At 55.1% G+C, this 19,538-nt stretch carries 22 protein-coding genes and 1 riboswitch; of the genes, 6 read left to right on the top strand and 16 right to left on the bottom strand.

The genetic code is table 11. The features are described 5' to 3' along the window. Positions 1–66: 66 nt before the first annotated feature. The 5 genes from ilvN to NZD89_RS07760 all read right to left on the bottom strand — a co-directional run bounded on the left by ilvN (position 67) and on the right by NZD89_RS07760 (position 6,657). Complete coding sequence (ilvN, locus tag NZD89_RS07780) at positions 67–597, bottom strand: acetolactate synthase small subunit (RefSeq protein WP_268007167.1); 531 nt, start codon at positions 595–597, stop codon at positions 67–69. Beyond that, positions 594–2,324, bottom strand: coding sequence for a biosynthetic-type acetolactate synthase large subunit (ilvB, locus tag NZD89_RS07775; protein WP_438938752.1), 1,731 nt, complete (start codon positions 2,322–2,324; stop codon positions 594–596). The genes ilvN and ilvB overlap by 4 nt, the downstream gene beginning before the upstream one ends. 29 nt (positions 2,325–2,353) lie before the next feature. Further along, a complete protein-coding gene (gene ilvD, locus NZD89_RS07770; RefSeq protein ID WP_268007166.1) occupies positions 2,354–4,021 on the bottom strand; it encodes a dihydroxy-acid dehydratase in 1,668 nt (555 codons plus the stop codon). A gap of 57 nt (positions 4,022–4,078) precedes the next feature. Further along, positions 4,079–4,972, bottom strand: coding sequence for a branched-chain-amino-acid transaminase (gene ilvE, locus NZD89_RS07765; RefSeq protein ID WP_268007165.1), 894 nt, complete (start codon positions 4,970–4,972; stop codon positions 4,079–4,081). Between the two features lie 395 nt (positions 4,973–5,367). Continuing rightward, a complete protein-coding gene (locus NZD89_RS07760; protein ID WP_268007163.1) occupies positions 5,368–6,657 on the bottom strand; it encodes a homoserine dehydrogenase in 1,290 nt (429 codons plus the stop codon). 830 nt (positions 6,658–7,487) lie between these two features. Between NZD89_RS07760 and NZD89_RS07755 the strand changes: the two genes are divergently transcribed. After that, positions 7,488–8,003, top strand: coding sequence for an acyl-CoA thioesterase (locus NZD89_RS07755; RefSeq protein WP_268007161.1), 516 nt, complete (start codon positions 7,488–7,490; stop codon positions 8,001–8,003). Between the two features lie 180 nt (positions 8,004–8,183). On the opposite strand, the gene NZD89_RS07750 is transcribed toward NZD89_RS07755, so the two are convergent. Together NZD89_RS07750 and NZD89_RS07745 are read right to left on the bottom strand one after the other, a co-directional pair. Continuing rightward, a complete protein-coding gene (locus NZD89_RS07750; protein WP_268007160.1) occupies positions 8,184–8,561 on the bottom strand; it encodes a winged helix-turn-helix domain-containing protein in 378 nt (125 codons plus the stop codon). Between the two features lie 151 nt (positions 8,562–8,712). Then, positions 8,713–9,162, bottom strand: coding sequence for an Rrf2 family transcriptional regulator (locus NZD89_RS07745; RefSeq protein WP_268007159.1), 450 nt, complete (start codon positions 9,160–9,162; stop codon positions 8,713–8,715). A gap of 157 nt (positions 9,163–9,319) precedes the next feature. Here NZD89_RS07745 and hmpA point away from each other — a divergent pair, with 157 nt between their 5' ends. Then, on the top strand, positions 9,320–10,534 hold the full coding sequence (gene hmpA, locus NZD89_RS07740) for an NO-inducible flavohemoprotein (RefSeq protein WP_268007158.1): 1,215 nt from the start codon (positions 9,320–9,322) through the stop codon (positions 10,532–10,534). Positions 10,535–10,654: 120 nt separating this feature from the next. Here the strand turns inward: hmpA and NZD89_RS07735 are convergent, their stop codons facing one another. From NZD89_RS07735 to NZD89_RS07695, 9 genes are all read right to left on the bottom strand, one after another. After that, on the bottom strand, positions 10,655–11,359 hold the full coding sequence (locus NZD89_RS07735; protein WP_268007157.1) for a recombinase zinc ribbon domain-containing protein: 705 nt from the start codon (positions 11,357–11,359) through the stop codon (positions 10,655–10,657). A gap of 2 nt (positions 11,360–11,361) precedes the next feature. After that, the gene (locus NZD89_RS07730; RefSeq protein WP_268007156.1) at positions 11,362–11,547 is read right to left on the bottom strand and encodes a hypothetical protein; all 186 of its coding nucleotides are present in this window, start codon (positions 11,545–11,547) and stop codon (positions 11,362–11,364) included. Between the two features lie 482 nt (positions 11,548–12,029). Then, a complete protein-coding gene (gene thiE / locus NZD89_RS07725; protein WP_268007155.1) occupies positions 12,030–12,731 on the bottom strand; it encodes a thiamine phosphate synthase in 702 nt (233 codons plus the stop codon). Next, positions 12,728–13,543, bottom strand: a complete 816-nt coding sequence (gene thiM / locus NZD89_RS07720; RefSeq protein WP_268007154.1) for a hydroxyethylthiazole kinase — start codon at positions 13,541–13,543, stop codon at positions 12,728–12,730. Before thiM ends, thiE begins: the two co-directional genes overlap by 4 nt. Positions 13,544–13,574: 31 nt before the next feature. Next, on the bottom strand, positions 13,575–14,501 hold the full coding sequence (thiD, locus tag NZD89_RS07715) for a bifunctional hydroxymethylpyrimidine kinase/phosphomethylpyrimidine kinase (protein WP_268007153.1): 927 nt from the start codon (positions 14,499–14,501) through the stop codon (positions 13,575–13,577). 27 nt (positions 14,502–14,528) lie between these two features. Then, positions 14,529–15,194: a thiaminase II gene (gene tenA, locus NZD89_RS07710; RefSeq protein ID WP_268007152.1), complete on the bottom strand. Its 666-nt coding sequence runs from the start codon at positions 15,192–15,194 to the stop codon at positions 14,529–14,531. Positions 15,195–15,265: 71 nt separating this feature from the next. Further along, a riboswitch (TPP riboswitch) is annotated at positions 15,266–15,368 on the bottom strand. 98 nt (positions 15,369–15,466) lie between these two features. Continuing rightward, a complete protein-coding gene (locus NZD89_RS07705; RefSeq protein WP_268007150.1) occupies positions 15,467–15,877 on the bottom strand; it encodes a glycosyl hydrolase family 18 protein in 411 nt (136 codons plus the stop codon). Positions 15,878–15,915: 38 nt separating this feature from the next. Beyond that, complete coding sequence (locus NZD89_RS07700; protein ID WP_268007149.1) at positions 15,916–17,460, bottom strand: recombinase family protein; 1,545 nt, start codon at positions 17,458–17,460, stop codon at positions 15,916–15,918. A gap of 4 nt (positions 17,461–17,464) precedes the next feature. After that, positions 17,465–17,635, bottom strand: coding sequence for a hypothetical protein (locus NZD89_RS07695; RefSeq protein WP_268007148.1), 171 nt, complete (start codon positions 17,633–17,635; stop codon positions 17,465–17,467). A 227-nt stretch (positions 17,636–17,862) separates the two neighbouring features. Between NZD89_RS07695 and NZD89_RS07690 the strand changes: the two genes are divergently transcribed. The 4 genes from NZD89_RS07690 (at position 17,863) to NZD89_RS29515 (ending at position 19,412) form a co-directional block, all read left to right on the top strand. Further along, positions 17,863–18,405 carry a manganese efflux pump gene (locus tag NZD89_RS07690; protein WP_268007147.1) on the top strand — a complete coding sequence of 181 codons (543 nt, stop codon included), beginning with the start codon at positions 17,863–17,865 and terminating at the stop codon, positions 18,403–18,405. A gap of 139 nt (positions 18,406–18,544) precedes the next feature. Further along, positions 18,545–18,970 (top strand): CBO0543 family protein, encoded by a 426-nt coding sequence (locus NZD89_RS07685; protein WP_268007146.1) that lies wholly within the window; start codon positions 18,545–18,547, stop codon positions 18,968–18,970. Next, the gene (locus NZD89_RS07680; protein WP_268007145.1) at positions 18,943–19,227 is read left to right on the top strand and encodes a hypothetical protein; all 285 of its coding nucleotides are present in this window, start codon (positions 18,943–18,945) and stop codon (positions 19,225–19,227) included. The genes NZD89_RS07685 and NZD89_RS07680 overlap by 28 nt, the downstream gene beginning before the upstream one ends. Further along, positions 19,200–19,412: a cupin domain-containing protein gene (locus NZD89_RS29515; protein WP_369125239.1), complete on the top strand. Its 213-nt coding sequence runs from the start codon at positions 19,200–19,202 to the stop codon at positions 19,410–19,412. The genes NZD89_RS07680 and NZD89_RS29515 overlap by 28 nt, the downstream gene beginning before the upstream one ends. Positions 19,413–19,538: the final 126 nt, after the last annotated feature.

The following is a 19,538-nucleotide window of genomic DNA, read 5'->3' as shown; positions in this document are numbered from 1 at the left end:
CCTCAACAATGTCAATTCTCGTGATTTTCTGCGTTGACCGGTTGTCATTGAATCTCTAAGAATGAGCTAAATCGAAATGACGTTCCCTTCCGATACCCGTCTTGCCTCCGTGACCGTGGCCACGTCGCGCGCGAGCGCCGTGAGCCCAGTCCTAGCCAATTCCTTGATGCCATACGGACGAAGGAGCGCGATGAGCGCGTCAATCTTCTCGGCTTTCCCCGTAGCTTCGACGGTAATCGTGTCTCTCCCGACGTCGATGATACTCGCCCGGAACGGTTCGATGATGGTCGTGATGGCCGACCTTTGGGACACCGGGCTGTTCACCTGAATTAAGGCGAGCTCCCGGGCAACCATCGGTTGTTGTGTCAAGTCGGTCACTTTCAGCACGTCGATTTGCTTATAGAGCTGTTTAATCACTTGCTCCAGCGCGGCGTCGTCCGTCTCGTTCATGACGATGGTGATGCGGGATAATCCCGGCGTCTCCGTGACACCGACCGTCAGGTTTTGAATATTAAATCCCTTGCGCATAAACAGGGCGGTGATCCGGTTGAGCACCCCGGCTTTGTTGTTCACGCTGACAGAGATGACGCGATTCATGGCTTCACCCCCACCATCTGGTGCAGTCCGTGCCCCGGCGCGATCATGGGGTACACGTTCTCCATCGGCGCGACGAGGCACTCGAGCAGCCCGGGTCCAGGTGCGGCGAGAAACGCGCCTACGCACTCCGCCAACGCGCCATCGTCGCGGATTTGCAGAGACGGGATGCCGTACGCCTCCGCGAGCTTGAGATAATCCGGCTGCCAGTTCATGAGTGAACTGGAGTACCGCTCTTCGTAGAACAATTCCTGCCACTGGCGGACCATGCCAAGTGCGCCATTGTTGACGATGACGATTTTTATCGGCAGGTTCAATTCCGCGACGACAGCCAACTCCTCCAGCGTCATCTGGAATCCGGCATCCCCAACCACAGCGACCACTTGGCGATTTGGCTCTGCAATCTGGGCGCCAATGGCCGCTGGAAGGCCAAAGCCCATCGTCCCCAGCCCACCCGACGTCACCCAGCGATTGGCATGCACGAACGGGTAGAACTGTGCGGCCCACATCTGGTGTTGCCCGACGTCCGTCACGACGATGGCCTCACTGTTTGTGTGCCGGGCAATCTGTTCAATGAGCCGCTGCGGCTTGATGACAGACCCCTCCTGCACATACCAAAACGGCGTCTGTGCCTTTACCTCGAGCAATTTCTCCCGCCAGTGGGAAATCTCAGGTGACTTCGCCTCCGCGGCCAGAAGCAGCGAGAGCGCCTCTCGTGCGTCACCCACCACCGGGATGTTAGTCGGAACGTTCTTCCCAATTTCAGCCGGATCGATATCCACATGGACGACCGTGGCCGTTGGGGCGAAGTCTGCCAGCTTGCCCGTCAGGCGATCATCAAATCGCGCCCCGAAGTTTAACAGCAGGTCCGTCTCGTACAAGGCGGTGTTCGCCGCCGCACTCCCGTGCATTCCGCCCATCCCCAAAAAGAGGGGGTGGTCTGCTGGAAATCCACCGAGACCGAGCAGCGTGTGAACCACAGGAATGCCAAATCGCTCTGCGAATAGGCGGAGCTCCCGGCTCGCGCCAGCATGCAGCACGCCTGCGCCCGCGAGAATCACAGGTCGATGACACAATTCAAGTTGGTTGAGCACCTTCTTGATCTGCATCACGTGAGGAACCACGTTGGGTTGATACCCCGGCAACTGCGGTGGCGCATCGTAGATGAACGGTGCGACTTCCCCTGCGACGTCCTTTGGAATATCCACCAAGACGGGACCTTTGCGCCCAGTGTTGGCGATGTGGAACGCTTCCTTGAACACGCCAGGAAGCTCACTGGCGTGCTGAATTTGATAGTTGTGCTTGGTGATTGGCGTACTGATGCCAATGATAGACGTCTCCTGAAACGCGTCCGATCCGATGACGGATTTCGCGACCTGGCCTGTGATGGCGACAATCGGAAGGGAGTCGAGCATGGCATCTGCCAGGCCTGTGACGAGATTTGTCGCCCCCGGCCCGGACGTGGCGATGACGACCCCGGGCTTCCCGGTCACACGTGCATATCCCTCTGCTGCATGGATGGCGCCTTGTTCATGTCGCGCGAGGACGTGCCGAATCCCACATTCGTAAAGGGCGTCGTAAAGCGGCAGCACAGCCCCTCCTGGATATCCAAAGACGACTTCGACTTGTTCCTTTCGCAACACCTCGACGAGCATGTCTGCACCTGATAGCATTCGCGGCTGAGTTGTTTGTGTTGACGTATAGTCCGGATTTTCCGACATCACACGCATGTCTCTTCCTCCTCTCCAGAGTGGTCGAATTAAACCTTGAGTACCGCGCCTGTATTCGCGGAGGTCACAAGGTGCTGATAGCGTCGAAGGTATCCTCGCTCGACCGCCTTGTCAGGTGGCACATAGGACTCTTTGCGGGCCGCGAGAACATCGTCGGGCACATCCAGGTGGATGGAGCGCGCCTTCAAATCGATAGAAATCCTATCCCCGTCTTCAATGAGCCCAATCAAGCCACCCTCGGATGCCTCCGGTGAGATATGGCCCACGCAAATTCCTCGCGTCGCGCCAGAGAAGCGGCCATCCGTGATGAGCGCGACGTCGCGACCCAATCCCCGACCGACGATGGACGACGTGGGAGCGAGCATTTCTGGCATCCCAGGACCGCCCTTCGGCCCCTCGTAGCGGATGACGACCACGTGTCCCGCTTGTACGAGTCCGCTGTCGATCCCCTGCTGTGCCTCGTCCTGTGAGTTAAAGACGATGGCTGAGCCCTCAAATCGTTCGATGTCCGGGTCGACCGCCCCCACCTTGAGCACCGCGCCATCCGGAGCGAGGTTGCCGTAAAAGATGGAGAGACCCCCTTCCCGGCTGTACGGATCGTTTGCGTGGCGGATGACCTTTTCGTCGAGGATGGACGCTTCGGCGACCGCCTGTCGAATCGTTCGACCGCTCACCGTGATGCGCTCTGGGTGAATGGCAGATGTGTGATCGACCAGTTCTTTGATGATGGCCGACACGCCGCCCGCCAGATGTACGTCGTGAATGCTGTATTCTGACGCCGGGCTGATTTTCGCCAAATATGGCACGCGCTTGGCGATCTCGTTGACGTCCTTCAGGTCGTATTCGATGCCCGCCTCGTGTGCGATGGCCATCAAGTGAAGCACTGTGTTCGTCGAGCCGCCCATCGCCATGTCGAGCGCAAACGCGTCGTCGATGGCTTCTTTCGTGATGATGTCACGTGGGCGAACGTCTTCTTGAATCATGCGAACAAGGTGGTGAGCCGCTTGCCGAATGAGGTCGTGTCGCTCAGAGGAAGTTGCGAGAATGGTGCCGTTACCGGGGAGTGCCACGCCGAGCATTTCCATGATGCAGTTCATCGAATTGGCCGTGAACATACCGGAACAGGAGCCACACGTCGGACATGCCGCTTGTTCCAATTCGACCAGTTCTGCTTCGGACATCTGGCCGGATCGATAACGGCCAACCCCTTCGAATACGGTCGTCAGGGACAGATTGTGCCCAGTCTTCGACCGCCCCGCCTCCATCGGTCCACCCGAAACGAAGACGGAGGGCACATTGGTCCGAGCCGCGGCCATCAGCATCCCCGGCGTGATCTTGTCGCAATTGGGGATAAAGAAGACGCCATCGAACCAGTGCGCGTTGATCATCGTCTCGGCGCTATCCGCAATCAGTTCGCGGCTGGCGAGCGAGTAGCGCATCCCGACATGTCCCATGGCGATGCCATCGTCCACACCAATGGTGTTGAATTCAAACGGGATTCCACCCGCTTCACGGATGGCGTCTTTCACCACTTCCGCGAAGGCTTTCAAATGCACGTGACCAGGGATGATGTCCACGTAGGAGTTACATACGCCAATGAATGGTTTTGGCAGGTCCGTTGGTTTGACGCCTGTCGCGTACAAGAGGCTTCGGTGCGGCGCTCGGTCTGCTCCTTTTTTGATCATGTCACTGCGCATTTGCTTTCTCTCCTAAACTTCTAAACTGTCTTGAAATTGTAGGTAGGACGCGTTGCGTCACGAAATCGCTTCTTGCGGGTATACCTTCATACCGTCGCGACGCGTCGTGAGCTGAAACGCTTGATGCAGCTTCCTGGTGACCGGCCCTGGCCGACCATCACCGATGGTGCGTTTGTCAACTGTGACGACGGGGACCAACTCCGCTGCCGTGCCGGTGAGAAACACCTCGTCGGCCACGTACACGTCGTGCCTGGTGAACGGTTCTTCTTTGACCTGGTAGCCAAGTTCGTGCGCCAGGCTGACGATAGTCCCACGCGTGATGCCTTCCAAGGCCCCAAGGTACGCAGGTGGCGTCGAGAGCACGCCGTCACGAACGATGAAGATATTCTCGCCGGACCCCTCGACAACATAGCCTTCCGTGTTCAGCACGATGGCCTCGTTCGCACCTGCCGCTTGCGCTTCAATCTTGATCAGTACGTTATTTAAATAGTTGAGAGACTTGATTTTAGGGTTGAGGGCGTCCGTCCGATTCCGCCTCGTCGCTGCCGTGATGGCCGTGATGCCTTCCTCGTAGAGGCTGGGTGCAAACATGGACAACTGCTCTGCGATGATAAACACCTGTGCGCCGTGACAGATGTATGGACTGATACCGAGGTCGCCAGGTCCACGCGTCACGACCAGTCGGATGTACGCACTCGAGAGATCGTTTCGGCGGACGGTTTCACAGACGAGCTCACACATTTCTGCCTGTGAGTATGGAATGTCTAGCAAAATCGACTTGGCCGAATCATAGAGTCGCCGAATGTGTTCAGCGAGCTTGAAGACGTTGCCGTCGTATACTCGAATCCCTTCGAAAATGCCGTCACCGTAGAGCAGACCGTGGTCGAAAACCGAAAGTTTTGCCTCGTCTCGATGGATGAACTCGCCGTTTAAAAAGATTTGCGATGCCAAAGTGAGGACTCCCTTCAAGTACGCGATGCGTTCGCACGTAAAATGCGCTCGTAATAAATTTGAATATTCTCATAAATACATTTGAGCAACTGATGCTCCCACGGAGTGTGTCGCCCAAAATCCTTGATATGACGCGTCTTTAACGACTTGCAGGTCATTGTAGTACGGGTATATGTACGTGTCAATGTGCGTATGTTCTGACTGTTCGGCTGTAAACGCTTTCTGAACATTTCGGGAAAGCGTTTACTATGCCGTGGCAACTGCAAAATTACAATATTCTAAAAAATTTTTACGACCGTGACATCCGCACCACTAAAGGAAAAATCGAGTTTCATATGTCAGGATTTCTTACACGTCCGAAAAAGGAGGTTGACAAAGCGAAGACCAGCCCCCGATTACTCGGTGACTGGTTCTACGGGCATGACGCACTCGACGGAGTGGAGCTGAGGAAGATTTTGAAGTTGGTCGACGAGATAGCGCGACTTCGCACTTGAAATGTCGTGTGTCACGATGACAATTTCGGCACAACCGCTTTGCACGCGCTTTTGCAGTACGGTCTCCATGCTCGCATGCGCTTCACCAAACAGCTGCGCAACCCTTGCGAACACGCCCGGCTGGTCGTGTGCGAGAAGCCGGAAGTAATACTTGTACCGCTCATCCTCGCGGTCTACGACCGGCTTCACCGAGAGCGTTCCCTGTGGCGAACTCGCCACATAGCCGAGCTTTAAATTCCGAACCAGAGCGATGACGTCGCCAACCACCGCACTGGCCGTCGGCATGCTGCCAGCACCCCGTCCGAAGAACATCAGGTCACCGGCTGCGTCGCCGCGAACGTACAGGGCGTTGTACGCGTCCGAGACGTGTGCCAGCGGATGCACCTTGGGGATGAGCGTCGGCCGGACGGACAGCGTGAGTTCCCCGCCATGATCTCGACCGACTGCCAGCAGCTTGATGACGTACCCTAGCTCATCTGCGTACCGTACGTCCTTGGAACGCACGTGACGAATCCCCTCGACGCGGACGTCGGTGAGGTGAACCTCTGTCTGGAACGCGATAGAAGATAGAATGACGAGTTTTCGCGCCGCATCGAGGCCATCGACGTCACTTGACGGATCTGCTTCCGCGTATCCTAGCTCCTGAGCCATCGTCAACGCCTCTTCAAAATCGATATCTCGACTCGTCATCTCTGACAAAATAAAGTTTGTCGTCCCGTTGATGATACCTTTTAAATCGGTGACCTCGTTGGCTGTCAAGTTCTCCTTTAAAGGCCCGACGAGCGGAATGGCGCCGCCGACCGCCGCCTCAAACAACACACTGACGTGATTCTCCTCTGCGACGCGAAGGATTTCCGGACCGTGTATGGCAATAAGGTCCTTATTGGCCGTCACAACGTGCTTATTGCGGCGCAGCGCCTCCAAAATATACGTTTTCGCAGGTTCTATCCCGCCTATCGTCTCAATGACAATCTGGATGCCGTCGTCCTGCAGCACATCTTCGGGCCGTCCGGTCAGCTGCTCGTGCTCGAACACGACACCGCGGTCCTTGTTCAAGTCTCGTACGAGAATGCTCTTGATCTTCGGACGCAACCCCGTCATCTGAGCCACCTTGTCAGCGCGGCGCCGTACTAAGGACACCACTCCGGCGCCAACAGTTCCGCACCCGAGCAGGCCAATTTCTAAATCCATGAGGGTGTCTCCTCTCTCCAAATCATCCCAAGCAAAGTGCTTGCTCTGTCTCTCGGCGCGCTCATGTCATATTCCCTGCCGCACGAGTTGGAGGACTCTTTAAATTGTTCAATCCACCAGCAATATTTTGTCTATTTATACATCGGTGCCAGGTGACTGTCAAGGTGGGAATTGACCCGTATCGCAGCCGTTGCGATGGAACGCGGCAAAAAGGGCGCGAGGTGCGGTGAGGGCGTAGAGACCCCGGGAGTTCAGTGGCTTGCGAAGGCATCCTGATTCACGTGCGAGATCGGCATTCCTCTCCTCGGCACCTAAATGTAAGTTATTCTTCCATAGGATTCACTATTTTTCCCACACGGGTATTGCCCGGCTCCATCGTGATGAACCACCCTTTCCATATTAATATGTGTTCCAGTCCGAACGGCGTCAGGTTCGAGGCCCTTGCGGGAGGTCGCGGGATTCCCTGCCCCCGTTAGGCATGCAGTGAAATAAACGGAACAAGGGGGTAGTCATTTTGGCTATCACATCGAAAATTGTGTCACACGAGTGATCATTCGAGACGGGAAACCTGTTCGAGGCAAAACAATTGTTCGCCGCGCTGTCACTTCGGCATCGAAATAGTCATTGAACAGGACGGCCTCCAGCACAATGTAGTACTGTGTCCCCTTGAAGCAAAGGCCGTGGCGGAGGACCTACCCCAATCGATTTCCGAATGCGCCATAGTAGAAACGTCGGTCCGATTACATGATAGGCGCTAAATCCTGCTAAAATAGTACGGTGTACTCGGCCATCGTCGAATACAACCTAGCCGCAAAGAGAGGTGTCCTCACGTGAGCCAAGAAGCGAAGTACTGTAATGAATCACGTGTGGTAAAGACCAGTCACGTTTTCCCACCTGATACAAACGTCCATAACACACTGTTTGGCGGACGTCTGATGGGTTATATTGATGACTGCGCGTCTTTATCGGCGACGCGACACGCGCGTTACCCAGTCGTGACGGCGTCCACGGACTCCGTGGACTTTCTGTCTCCCATTAGCATGAGCGATTCCGTGTGCTTGGAGTCATATGTAACTTGGACAGGTCGTTCTTCAATGGAAGTATTCGTGAAAGTGATTGCGGAAAATCTCATGACCGGCGAACGTCGCATCGCCGCCACATCGTTTCTCACATTTGTCGCTCTGGACAAGGAGAAACACCCTGTTGTCGTCCCCCAGGTTATCCCTCAGACGGACGAGGAGAAAAAACTCCATGAAACAGCTCCCGCACGCGCGGTACTCCGTAAAGACCGCCGCGAAGAGAGCCGAAAGTTAGCGGAATTTCTAACCACGAATAAACCCTGGTAATGGGTGAAGGATTGGCGCCCGGAGAGTCTTCGGGCGTCGATATTTCGCGATACCACGTGTACACTCTTCGACATCGGCTTGGATCGAGGATAGGACAGCGGTTCATGGGATATTTTCTACCCCAACTAGCGAACTCGAGCAGGCCGTACGCCAGGGGCAGCCGTGTAGGGTGTTGTTGTGTCAAGATTGTAGGGGTCGGGTTGCGGCATCCAGCGATGTGTTGTCTGTGTTGCTTTCCACGTCACTGCGTAGCAAATAACCAAAGCCGCGTATGCTTATCAGAATTTTCGGCGAACGAGGATGATCGCCTACTCTGGCGCGTAAACGACTGATGTAGACGTACAATTCACTTTTGCTTACCTTGCTGTTTTTCCCCCACGCGTACTCCATAATATCTTCGGTGCGGACGGGGCGGCTCAAACTGCGAACGAGAAAGTAGAGGATACGAAACTGGATCCGCGACAAACTAATAGACATGCCGTTCTGGACCAGTTCCTCTCGTTCAACATCTAAGAAAAGCCCAGGGCGAAGCTGGACCTGCGTCAAATCTGTGCCCATGTTTATCCTCCGACGAAAGAAATTTCAGCCTGCATACGACATCGAAGAACGGTCGTAATGACCACAGGAGACATTTTTCATTTCGTCAAAATTCGACAGATTCCTCCTATCCATAGAAAATGTGGAACCCCTAATCACCGGATGACATGGGTTAGCACGACGTTTCCCGCATGCCTAACAAGACGCCGAGCGCTTGCCTGTTCACCACCAAGTCCGCGAGCGTGTATTTATCGAGTACGGCCAGATACGCTTTTAGTGCCTCGCCAAGTACGTTCTTGAGTCGGCAGGACGGACTCAACACACAAGCGCCATTTTGCTCGTCAAAACACTCCACGATATTCCAGTTTTCCTCCATTTCGCGAACAACCCAACCAATGTTAATTTCCTCTGCCGGTTTCGCAAGCCGGAACCCGCCGTTGCGCCCGCGTATGGTCTGAATCAGGCCGAGCTTGCCCAACTTGTGCACGCTCTTCATCAAATGGTTCGCCGAAATTCCATATACGTCGGCAATTTCCTGGATATTCGACAGGCGGTCGTCTGGTTTCATCGCAACGTAAATAAGAGTTCGCAATGAATAATCCGTAAACATCGTCAGATTCACTCAAAAATTCTCCCCTCAACCATCACCACAACACAAAAATCGACGAACAGACAAAAAAGCGACACAAAACATGTATTTTAAATATATCTTTATATTCTCGATCGCCATATAATGACGTCGTACAAAACCTGACCCGCAAATCCAGGAGGTTATTGGCATGCTTGATACGAAGACACGAGATGTCATAAAGGCTACCATCCCTGTGCTCGAAACGCACGGCGAACAGATTACAAAGCGCTTTTACGAAATGTTATTTGATGCCCACCCAGAACTTTTAAATATATTCAACCATTCTAACCAACGAGAAGGTCGTCAGCAGACGGCATTGGCCAATGCCGTCTATGCAGCCGCAGTTCATATTGATAATTTAGAGAGCATTTTGCCCGCTGTAAAGCAAATTTCTCATAAACACCGCGGACTCGGCATTCAACCAGAGCACTACCCAATCGTGGGTCAGTTTTTGTTGCGGGCGATCAAGGATGTCCTTGGCGATGCTGCGACAGATGAGATCATTCAAGCCTGGGCGGATGCCTATGGCGCCATCGCTTCAGCGTTTATCGGCGTCGAGCAGGAGATGTACGAGGAGGCAGGTCAACAACCTGGCGGTTGGACAGATTTCCGTCCGTTTGTGGTTTCGCGGAAAGTACGTGAAAGTGACGTCATCACATCATTTTATCTCACACCTAAAGATGGGGAAGCCATCTCCAGCTACCGTCCAGGGCAATATCTGACGCTCAAAGTGTCCGTACCCGGACAAGCCTATACCCAAATGCGCCAGTACAGCCTATCCGACACACCGGGAAAACCATACTACCGCATCAGTGTCAAACGTGAGGACGCTCGCGAAAACGCGCCAGCAGGCCTGGTGTCAAATTACCTCCACAACGATGTGCAGGAGGGCGACACCCTGCTGGCAAGTGCTCCTTCCGGCGATTTTATGCTCGTGATAGATACCGAACGACCAGTCGTGTTTCTCAGCGGCGGGGTCGGAATGACGCCACTGATGAGCATGGTTTCGACCTTGCTCCAAAGGCGGCCGAAACATCATGTCACATATGTCCACGCGGCGCTTCACGGAGGCGTGCACGCGTTCAAATCCACACTGGAGGGGCTTGCCGACGAATATGAAAACACCTCGTACTACGCGGTGTATGAACGTCCATCTCACGAGGACAAGGCATATCGTCACTTTGCCAAAGAGGGCTTTGTCGACGCTGACTGGCTGCGTTCGATTGCACCTCTTGACGCCGAATTCTACTTCTGCGGACCCGTGTCGTTCATGAAGGCTGTCTATCGGATACTCAAGGGCCTAGGCGTAGATGACGCACAAATTCACTACGAATTCTTTGGCCCACAAGGAAGCCTTGCATAACCACAGGTAACCCGTAGGGTGTGAGGGAGCAGCTGCGAACTCACACCTTTTTCGCACATTGGGAAGTATCCGTCCCCTTGAGAAGGTGATTCGTTGCTCAGCTAGGGGTTGTAAACATCATCAATCGTTTTGTCGCAGACATCGAAAGTGAAACCGCAACAGATGTTTACCGCGCCGTCCCCGTCCCACCTCAACACGATCCACCACCGTTTTGATGAGTGATTTCGAACATTCATCTCCGCCTGCGCGCAACAGATGTTTGACGCGCTCGCGCGCCTCAACGGCCATATCACGCTGTTTGCCAAACAAGAACGCTTGCTCCAGCAATTTCGCTTCGAGATCATCGAGAAAGGTCATCCGCCCATGAATGAACGCGTTCATCTGCTCAAAATGGGGTGCAGATAACACGCCATCCACGTACTGCTGAAAGAGCTTATCGGTGCGGTGCTGCTGTTGTGCGCGCTCGTAGGCAATTTCTTGAAGGTGTTGACGTGTACCTTCACGGGCGGAAATTTGCAACGTGAGCACGCGATGAATCTCCGCTCGCACCTCCGCAAGCACCACCCTGTCGATGGCGTCTGCGCGCAACCACTTCACTCTGTGTGGTGAAGACCCACTCGCCCCCCCTTCGCAAACATAGTAGGCAACGCCCTGTTTGCTCACCGTGCCGCGACATGCGTTCCCGCAGTCGCAGTACAGAAGCCCCTCGGCCAACAAGAGATGTGAACCGCTGTGTTCAGGTACGAAAGTTTCCCTCGAGGGCGTATGCGACGCTTGCTGTCGGATAGACCTCATTTCTTCGTCCGTCGGATGCTCGTTCACCATCCTCAGCCCCCCGACACGTCGTCGCGATGATCATTGTGCTCCTTGGCTGGGTTGCCCTGTTCGCGACCGGGATCGGTTGGAGGTTGGGCAGAGGGATGGGCGCATACCAATCGGATTATCTCTTCGGCTATTTTCGCTGGTGCAATTTCGCCATATCTTCTATCCTCCACCTCTATCTTCATACGCATCGAAATCCCCCCATTCGATGCGTATGCAAACACAGGTCGTCTCGTGACCTGGGAACCGGTGACTCCATCAGACCAAGCCACTTAACGCCGTCGTTTGAGCACGCCGCACCCACGCGAAATATCATGAATAAAATCCGCTCAAATCATCAACAATGAAATTGGTGAGTGCTTTAAAGTTTGTTTCAAGATTTCTTGGCTAGACTGTGAATAACGCGGAACGCACTCACACGATGCATTTTCATTTGAGGAAGGTGTAACTTTTCATGGCGACAACGTATATCGTACTAGCTAGCGTGACCGCAGGTATCTTCGCACTCAACCGTTACTTCAACATCCGGACGAAAAAGCTAGAACAAGCCATCCGCTCGATGAAAGCCTGACGGCAACCCATTCGGGTGACTATAGGAAGTAAATAAAACGGCATGCCCTTTCGCGCATGCCGTTTTCCATTTCGTCCTCATCCTGGAATCTTCGAATTCGGCTCAAATTTTCCAATTGGATAACGAAGTTCGTCCATGACTGCTCCTTCTTTCGTTCGAAATTGTTTCAGCACTCGTTGGATGGGAGAGCAACCGTTTGAGCTCGGCCGCGGCGCGTTGTGGGTCATCGGCGCTCATGACGGCGGAAACCACGGCGATGCCGTGTGCGCCGTGACCGATGACCTCAGGCACAGCACTGGCACCAATCCCGCCGATCGCCACAATCGGCAACGTGGTAGCCTGCGCGATGTCAGCCAGCGTTGAAAGCCCACAAAGGTCGGCGTCGTCTTTCGAGGAAGTCGGGTAAATCGAACCGACGCCCAAATAGTCTGCTCCGTCTGCAACAGCCGCCTTTGCTTCTGCGAGCGTGCCCGCCGACACCCCCACCCATCTTTTCGCCATTAACTTTCTTGCATCTCTACAGGAAATGTCGCTTTGACCGATATGGACGCCGTCGGCGTCGGTCAAAAGGGCGATATCGACGCGATCGTTGACGAAGAGGAGGGCACCGTAGCGGTTGGTGAGATCGCGAATCCGCCGCCCGATCTCGACGAGCCGGCCGCCGTGCTCACGTTTGCGCCGAAGTTGCACCGCTGTACATCCCCCTACAAGCGCCCCTTCGAGCGCTGTGAGCAAGGATTCGACATCCTCACGCTCGTCGGTCACGACGTACAAGCTCAACGCTTCATACAAATTGCCTCTCACGCCCCAGTCACCTCCACACCCGCGGACGCATCGACCGCGCGGGAATCCAAGTTGTAGAGACAATCAAACAACGCCATGTGGAACGTGCCAGGGCCAAGCGCCTTCTGTGCAGCTTGTTCCGCCGCCACGTTATAGCTCGTGATGGCTGCGACACAGGCTTCAGCGTATGTAGACAAGGGGCTCCCCTCCGGCACTACACCGACGAACGCGCCGAGGAGCGCTGTCAGCATGCAACCTGATCCGGTAATCGCGGCGAGCAACGGGTGCCCGTTCGACAGTTGCCAGGTGGTGTGTCCGTCGGTGACGAGATCGACAGGTCCCGTGGCGATGACGACCGCGCTAGACGCGAGCGCGTAATGCTTCATCGCAGTCGGAAGTGCCTCGTCCGCCTGCAGCGCGTCCACACCTTTCACCTCTCCTGCGAGGCCCAATAAGACGCTCATCTCTCCCGCATTTGCGCGCAGGACAGTGACGTCGACATCTCGCAGCAGATCCGTGGCGACCTGTGTGCGATACGCAGTCGCGCCCACGCCCACTGGGTCGAAGATGATCGGGACGCCCTTGGTCTCTGCTGCACGCCCCGCGATGCGCATGGCCGTCACGACGTCTGGTGTCAGTGTACCCATGTTCAAAGACAAGGCCTTTGCGATGCTTGCCATCTCGCCGACCTCCTCGTGCGCATAGGCCATGACTGGCGAGGCCCCAACAGAAAGCAGTGCATTGGCCGCGATGTTGGTGACGACAAGGTTGGTAATATTGTGAACGAGCGGCCGCTCCCGGCGTACCGCATCCAACCACATTCCAAGTTTCATGCGAATCATTCCTCCATATCGGCCCTTCTCTTCAGCCGATTCTTGTCCATGTTGCGAAGTCGTACAGATACGCGCCCCCTGGCTCCACGGCGCACTCGACGGCCGACACCTCCGCGCCGTGATCCGTTGGGCCGTGGCCGTGCCCGACATCCCAGTTCGCGGCCCGAACGATGGCCCTGTAGATAAACGCCTTTGCGTCAGCGATGGCCTCGAGCAACGGAACGCCCTGCGCGAGCCTTGCGGTGATGGCGGCAGAGAACGTACACCCGGTGCCGTGAGTGTTCTGACTGTCTACGCGCGGCGTGAGAAAGTACGTGTACGTCCCCTGATATAGCACGGTGTCGACTGCGACCGCCTGATTGTGCGCCACCCGCCAGGGCCTTGGGAACGTGTTCTGCATTTGCAGATGTCCGCCCTTGATGACGACCGCCTCTGTGCCCATCTCCAGTAGACAGTCAGCCGCCCGGTGCACATCATCCCACGTGTCGACCTCAAATCCTGCGAGGACGCTGGCCTCCGGCGTGTTCGGCGTGACCACCTTCGCGATGGGGAGCAGGCGACTGCGGAGGAGGTCCACCGCCGCATTCGCGATGAGCGGTGTGCCGCCCTTAGCGACCATCACCGGATCGACGACCAGCGGGCCTGTCGACCGCGCCTGCAGAACGCCAGCCACCGTATCGATAATTTCGGCGTTGGCGAGCATCCCGGTCTTGATGGCGTCCGCACCTAAGTCGGAGAAGACCGCTTGCAATTGCTCCGCGACGAACGCTGCATCTGTTTCCACGACGCCACGCACGCCCGTGGTATTTTGTGCGGTGAGGGCCGTGATGACAGACATGCCGTAAACGCCAAACTGGTGCATCGTCTTTAAATCGGCCTGAATCCCGGCGCCCCCTCCGCTGTCGGAGCCAGCAATGGTCAACGCTCGACTCACATGTCCGTTTGCGTGTTGAATCAAAGACGCCCCCTCCTTTCACTTGTTCTCTTACCAGCTCTCCAAGGTATACGCCATTTCAAAGAACCTTCGTTCCATCTGACAGCTCACCATAAACCCGGTGCGCATACGCGACTTGTCCTCTTCGCCGGCGGAGGCCGCATAGTCGTCGAGCCACCGACACAGGTCAGCCATCCCCGCATGCATATCGCGATCTGCGTAAAACGCTATCCAGTCGTAAAACGGATGATCAGCGGTGGGTGAGACGCGCGTCATCATATCTGTGGCGAGATCGACATACGTCCAGTGACACGGCAAGACCGTAGCAAGCACTTCGCCAAGCGATCCGGTCGCCGCACACGAGAGCATGTGCGACATGTAGTGCTGCGCCGTCGGCGCCAGCGTCGCCCCGCGCTGCAACGACTCGTACGACACGCCTGCGACGCGGCACAGCGTGACGTGCGGGTGCACTTCGTCGTTCAAGATGAAGCCGATGCGGCGATGAAAATCCTGCATCTCGTCGCGCGTTCTGCATTTGGCCAGGCCCAAGCCGTACACTTTCGCGTACGTCGTCAAATAGAGGTAGTCCTGTTGGACGTAGTGCACAATCTGCTCACGACTCAAACTCGCCTGTTGAATACCTTGTACAAACGGGTGATTTCGGATGGATTGGAAGATGAGATCTGCATCTCTTCGCAGTTCTTCTGAGAATCGCAAATTCAAGAGCCTCCTTGGGAGCAGGAGACCAGTTGGGGCCGGAGCGACAACAGCGTGACAAAAGTCAAAACGTCGGCTCCGTGCCACTTCCCTACGCTGGTATTACCCAGTTCAGGTGCTAAGGGTTCAAGGTGGTGTGCCTTGTCTCAGCATAAAGCGCCCCTAGTGGCTCCATATCATTCACATTCACTCTAGCACACATTTGCGTAGCGGTGCGAGTGAATGCAGAGCGGAGTCGACCGACAGATGTTCTTCCCTTAACCGTCGTCCGTTTAATACTTTTTCACGGTGAACTCGTCGCCAAGCAGGTACCAGAGTTGCGGGAACTCGTTGCCAAGCACCCATGCGGATATGCCGCGCAGGCCGTACTCGTCGACGAGCGACAGTTTAATCGCGGCGCTCTGTGCGTCGTCGAACCACACGCTGTGCTCCGTCGTTCCCGCCATATAGTTAAAGTGCGGCGATGCGGAAACGCGGTCCCACTGAATGGGCGACTGCTCGGCGATCGCCAGATTCTGTGCATCGTTGTTCGACAATCCGCTCGCGCGCGTCTTCCCAGGCACGTACGGCAGGGGCCAATCGTACCCATAAAGTGACACGCCCATGAGGATCTTGCTGGGATCGATCACCGATGTCGCATAGTCGAGGACCGCGCGTATTTGATCAACTGGCGCCACGGCCATCGGAGGTCCGATGACCACCGACGGACTATAGCGCGCCATTACAAAGGTGGCGCGAACCGATAGCGAATCTTCACTTCATTGTGACCATTCCGGCTCGACACGACCTCTACTCGTTCGACGAAGATGGTCAAGATTTCCCGGGCAAATCGAGCGTTGGTGGTACCCACCTGCAAAAACTGTCGGAACGCCTCGCGCACGCGTTGCCCGGCGTCGAGCACCCGTTCCTGTGACTCGATTTCCTGCATCAGCTGCCGCATTGTGTCGCGCAATGCCTGGATGCGATGTTGGATTGTCAAATTGATCCGCTCGTACTGTTCAGCTAACAATTTGCCGTCGCTGTATTGGTCAAAGAGCATCTGCGATTTCTCGATTTGCTTCTCCAGTTGGGTCTCGAGTGCGCGCAGTTGAGTCTTATTGACCTCATCTTGCTCCTTTGGGATGACCAACTGGTCAAACTCGAGTGCCTCCAACACGTCCTGTCGAACTCGCGCGAACACCTCTCGCTCGAGGTCTTTCGCCCGAACATGTCCGCAGTCACACGCCGACTTTCCCAAGTCGCGCCGTCGCAGACACCGATAATAGGCGGTCCCGGCTCCATTGTAGGTGACCGTCATGCTTCCGCCACACGTGCACCTGAGAAGGCCTTTGGTGAGTAGATGAGGCGACTTAGTCGGACCGGACATCGTCGTCCGCCGCTTCTTGATGAGCTGCTGAACCTCTTCAAAAATCTCTCGAGTGACAATGCCTGGGTGCGCATTCTGACACACAACCAACCGAGCTGGGTCATCCACCCACACGGCGCGTTTGTTTCGCGCAAGCGGATCAGATGCGTCCGAATACGCCACTCGCTTTTCACGCCGACCGTATACCACGTCTCCTGCATATGCGTCGTTTTTCAGTATTCTCGAAATATTGCGTTGCGTCCAAAGGTTGCCTCGCTTTGTGAGGCGCCGGGTACAATTGAGTATTTCTGCGATCTTTCGCACACCCATGCCACTCAAATACATCGAGAAGATGTCCCGAATCACGGGCGCGACCAATTCGTCGATCTCCAAGTGCTTCGTCTGTGAGTTCAATACATAGCCATCCGGCGCTTTCCCGTTCCACTTCCCGGACCTCGCCTTTTGCGACGCTCCGACGCGGACTCGAATCGCCGTCTTCTCCGACTCCGCCTGCGCCAATGCACTGTGGATTGTAAAGATGAACTCCGCGTTGTCGCGGCGGCTGTCAAAGCTTTCCTCCATCGAAATGACGCGTACGCCAGAGGCACAAAGCGCTCGAAGCATGACCAATGCATCAACCGTATCGCGCGCGAAACGAGAGATCCCCTTGAACAAAACCACCTGAAACTGTTTTCCTCGCGCATCCTGAATGAGGCGCTGCACGGCGGGTCGCTTCACCATACTGGTACCGGTGATCCCTTCGTCGACGTATATGCGAGATTCGGGGATGACCCACGGCACCCCTTCTTCCACGCTGCGCCTGCGAGCCTGTTCCTGACAATACCGGATCTGATGCTCGATTGAGTCGCCCTTGAGCTGCGACTCGTCCGATACCCGCGCGTAAATCGCACATACTGTCATAAACTCACCTCGGCGAATCGACCGCGGTTGGTGCGTCTGTGCCATTCGCCACCGTGGCGGATAAATTTCTCGTCCTTTGCGTTCGGACGAGAAGTTCAACTAATTGTTGCCCCAGTGCCAAGATCGGCTCCCTACCATACTCGACGTTGACTATGACGATTCGACTCTCGCTCACGGCCTTCCCCCCTCTGGGAGATGGATATGTGAGTACGGATTGTCCGCTTGCTGGCGAGGTGTGCAAAAGGTGCGGTCAGTTGACCATCCACAATGGTCCACTCGGCTTTCATCGCACTTTTAAATATGTAGATTGCGTGATTTAGTCGCCTGTCCCTGTAGCGCTCTCTACGCCCCCCATATCCTACTCGTAACAGCTTTGCGCCGGTGGACGGGGGGCCGTCAACGTTGAATGTAGGTTTATGGATGCTTAGTGCTGCGATTGGTGCCAGCGCGAATCTGGACGACATCAGTATCGGATACGCCAGTGGCCACAGGGCGGGTTGGCGTTCGATCAGTTTTTATCTCTGTACCGCCTTCTGTTCAGTGGGTACATGTCTTGTGGGCGGACTGAGTGCTGCACACATTGAACGGTCCCTTTCACCGCTCCTATGCAGCTATCTCGGATCAGGCACACTCATCTCCATCGGTATTTGGACATTTTTCCAAGCGTTCACGCAGCAATTTCGCGCTGACGCAACCTTCGATCAGTTAGGTTTTCACGAAATGATGGTAGTTCTCCTGGCTCAATCGGTCGCGAACCTAACTGCCGGATTCGGTGCTGGATTTTGCCACATTGGCGTCTGGTTTACCTCTGCCGCCGCTGGTCTTTTTACGCTTTGGTTTCTGCTGGCTCCCCTGCACGGTGTCCGCAGACAGGTTTCCAGGATGGGACACCGCTTTTGGATGATTGCGGGTGTGGTGTTGATTCTCGTCGGCCTGTTTCGCTAGCCCACTCGCTCTCCAACAATAGGCATGTACAACGCGCATTCACCAAGTGCAACCGCCCCCAGTGCGTTCACCACATGGATGAATGAGCCACGCAATAACAAACAAAATAAACACACGCAGGCATGAGGAGTGTAAGAGGATGACCTATTTACTCGTATTCTTGGGCGCGTGGGGATGCTTATTGCTGTTCGGCGACAGGAAGCAGTTTCACCGCGTGTTCCCAAGTGTCGCGGTTGGAATCATCATGAGTCTTGCGTCCGATATCATCACAAACCAATATCCGCTTTGGACGTACCACGGCAACCAGTTCATCCCGCCTGTAGTGGTTCAACTACTTGACGATTTCGGTATATACCCATGTATCGCACACCTGTTTGTCCAATACATTCCAAAGGGCGTAAAAAGTGGTTGGAATATACCGCTTGCTGGGTTTTGTTGGGTATGGGGATGGAATGGATCATGGTATATCAGGGCTATCTTACATACGGACTGTGGTGGAATTTGGGGTGGTCAATTGTCGCGGATTGCGCCATCTTCATGGTATTATCGGCCGTCTATGTTCTGAGTACTCGCATCGGCAAGCGGTCGCATATCGAACTTCTCGGTGACAAGCGAGCCCGCGCATGCTTGAACGCCCCAGTCGTTCCCATTCCAAACGATCACCCTTTGACACACCTTCAGCACTATCCAGGCATCACCATATTGAAGAGCGTATCCAGTCTCGGTGTAGAGACGTTTGTCACGGTTGTCGCCCCCACAAAAGTGGCCCGAGTCACGTTCATCAAGGGCACGAAGTGCATTACATCGTCGAGGGTGACCTGAAATGTACCGTTGGTGCGACAGTGCTCCACCTACGAGCGGGTGACCTGATTAACTTTTCCTCGCTGTGCCCACACTCCTTCGAAAACGTATCCGCTGCCCCAGCGACATTTATCTCCCTGCTGTTGTCAGACGCACAAATCAAAGAACTAAACGATCACGATGTAAAGAGTAGCATCGTCGGATAAACGACGACTGATAAAAATCACTGCCATGGATGAAAATTAAGGTTCCCTTTAGGCAATTTCCCCTTTAAGAGAATAACTGGAGACCAATTCGGCAAAATACACTCACAGCAACTATTTCATACATCT

It is taken from the genome of Alicyclobacillus fastidiosus (genome assembly GCF_026651875.1).
Lineage (GTDB): Bacteria > Bacillota > Bacilli > Alicyclobacillales > Alicyclobacillaceae > Alicyclobacillus > Alicyclobacillus fastidiosus.
Note: the sequence above shows the minus strand (reverse complement) of the source record. Positions and strands in the feature narration are given on the sequence as shown.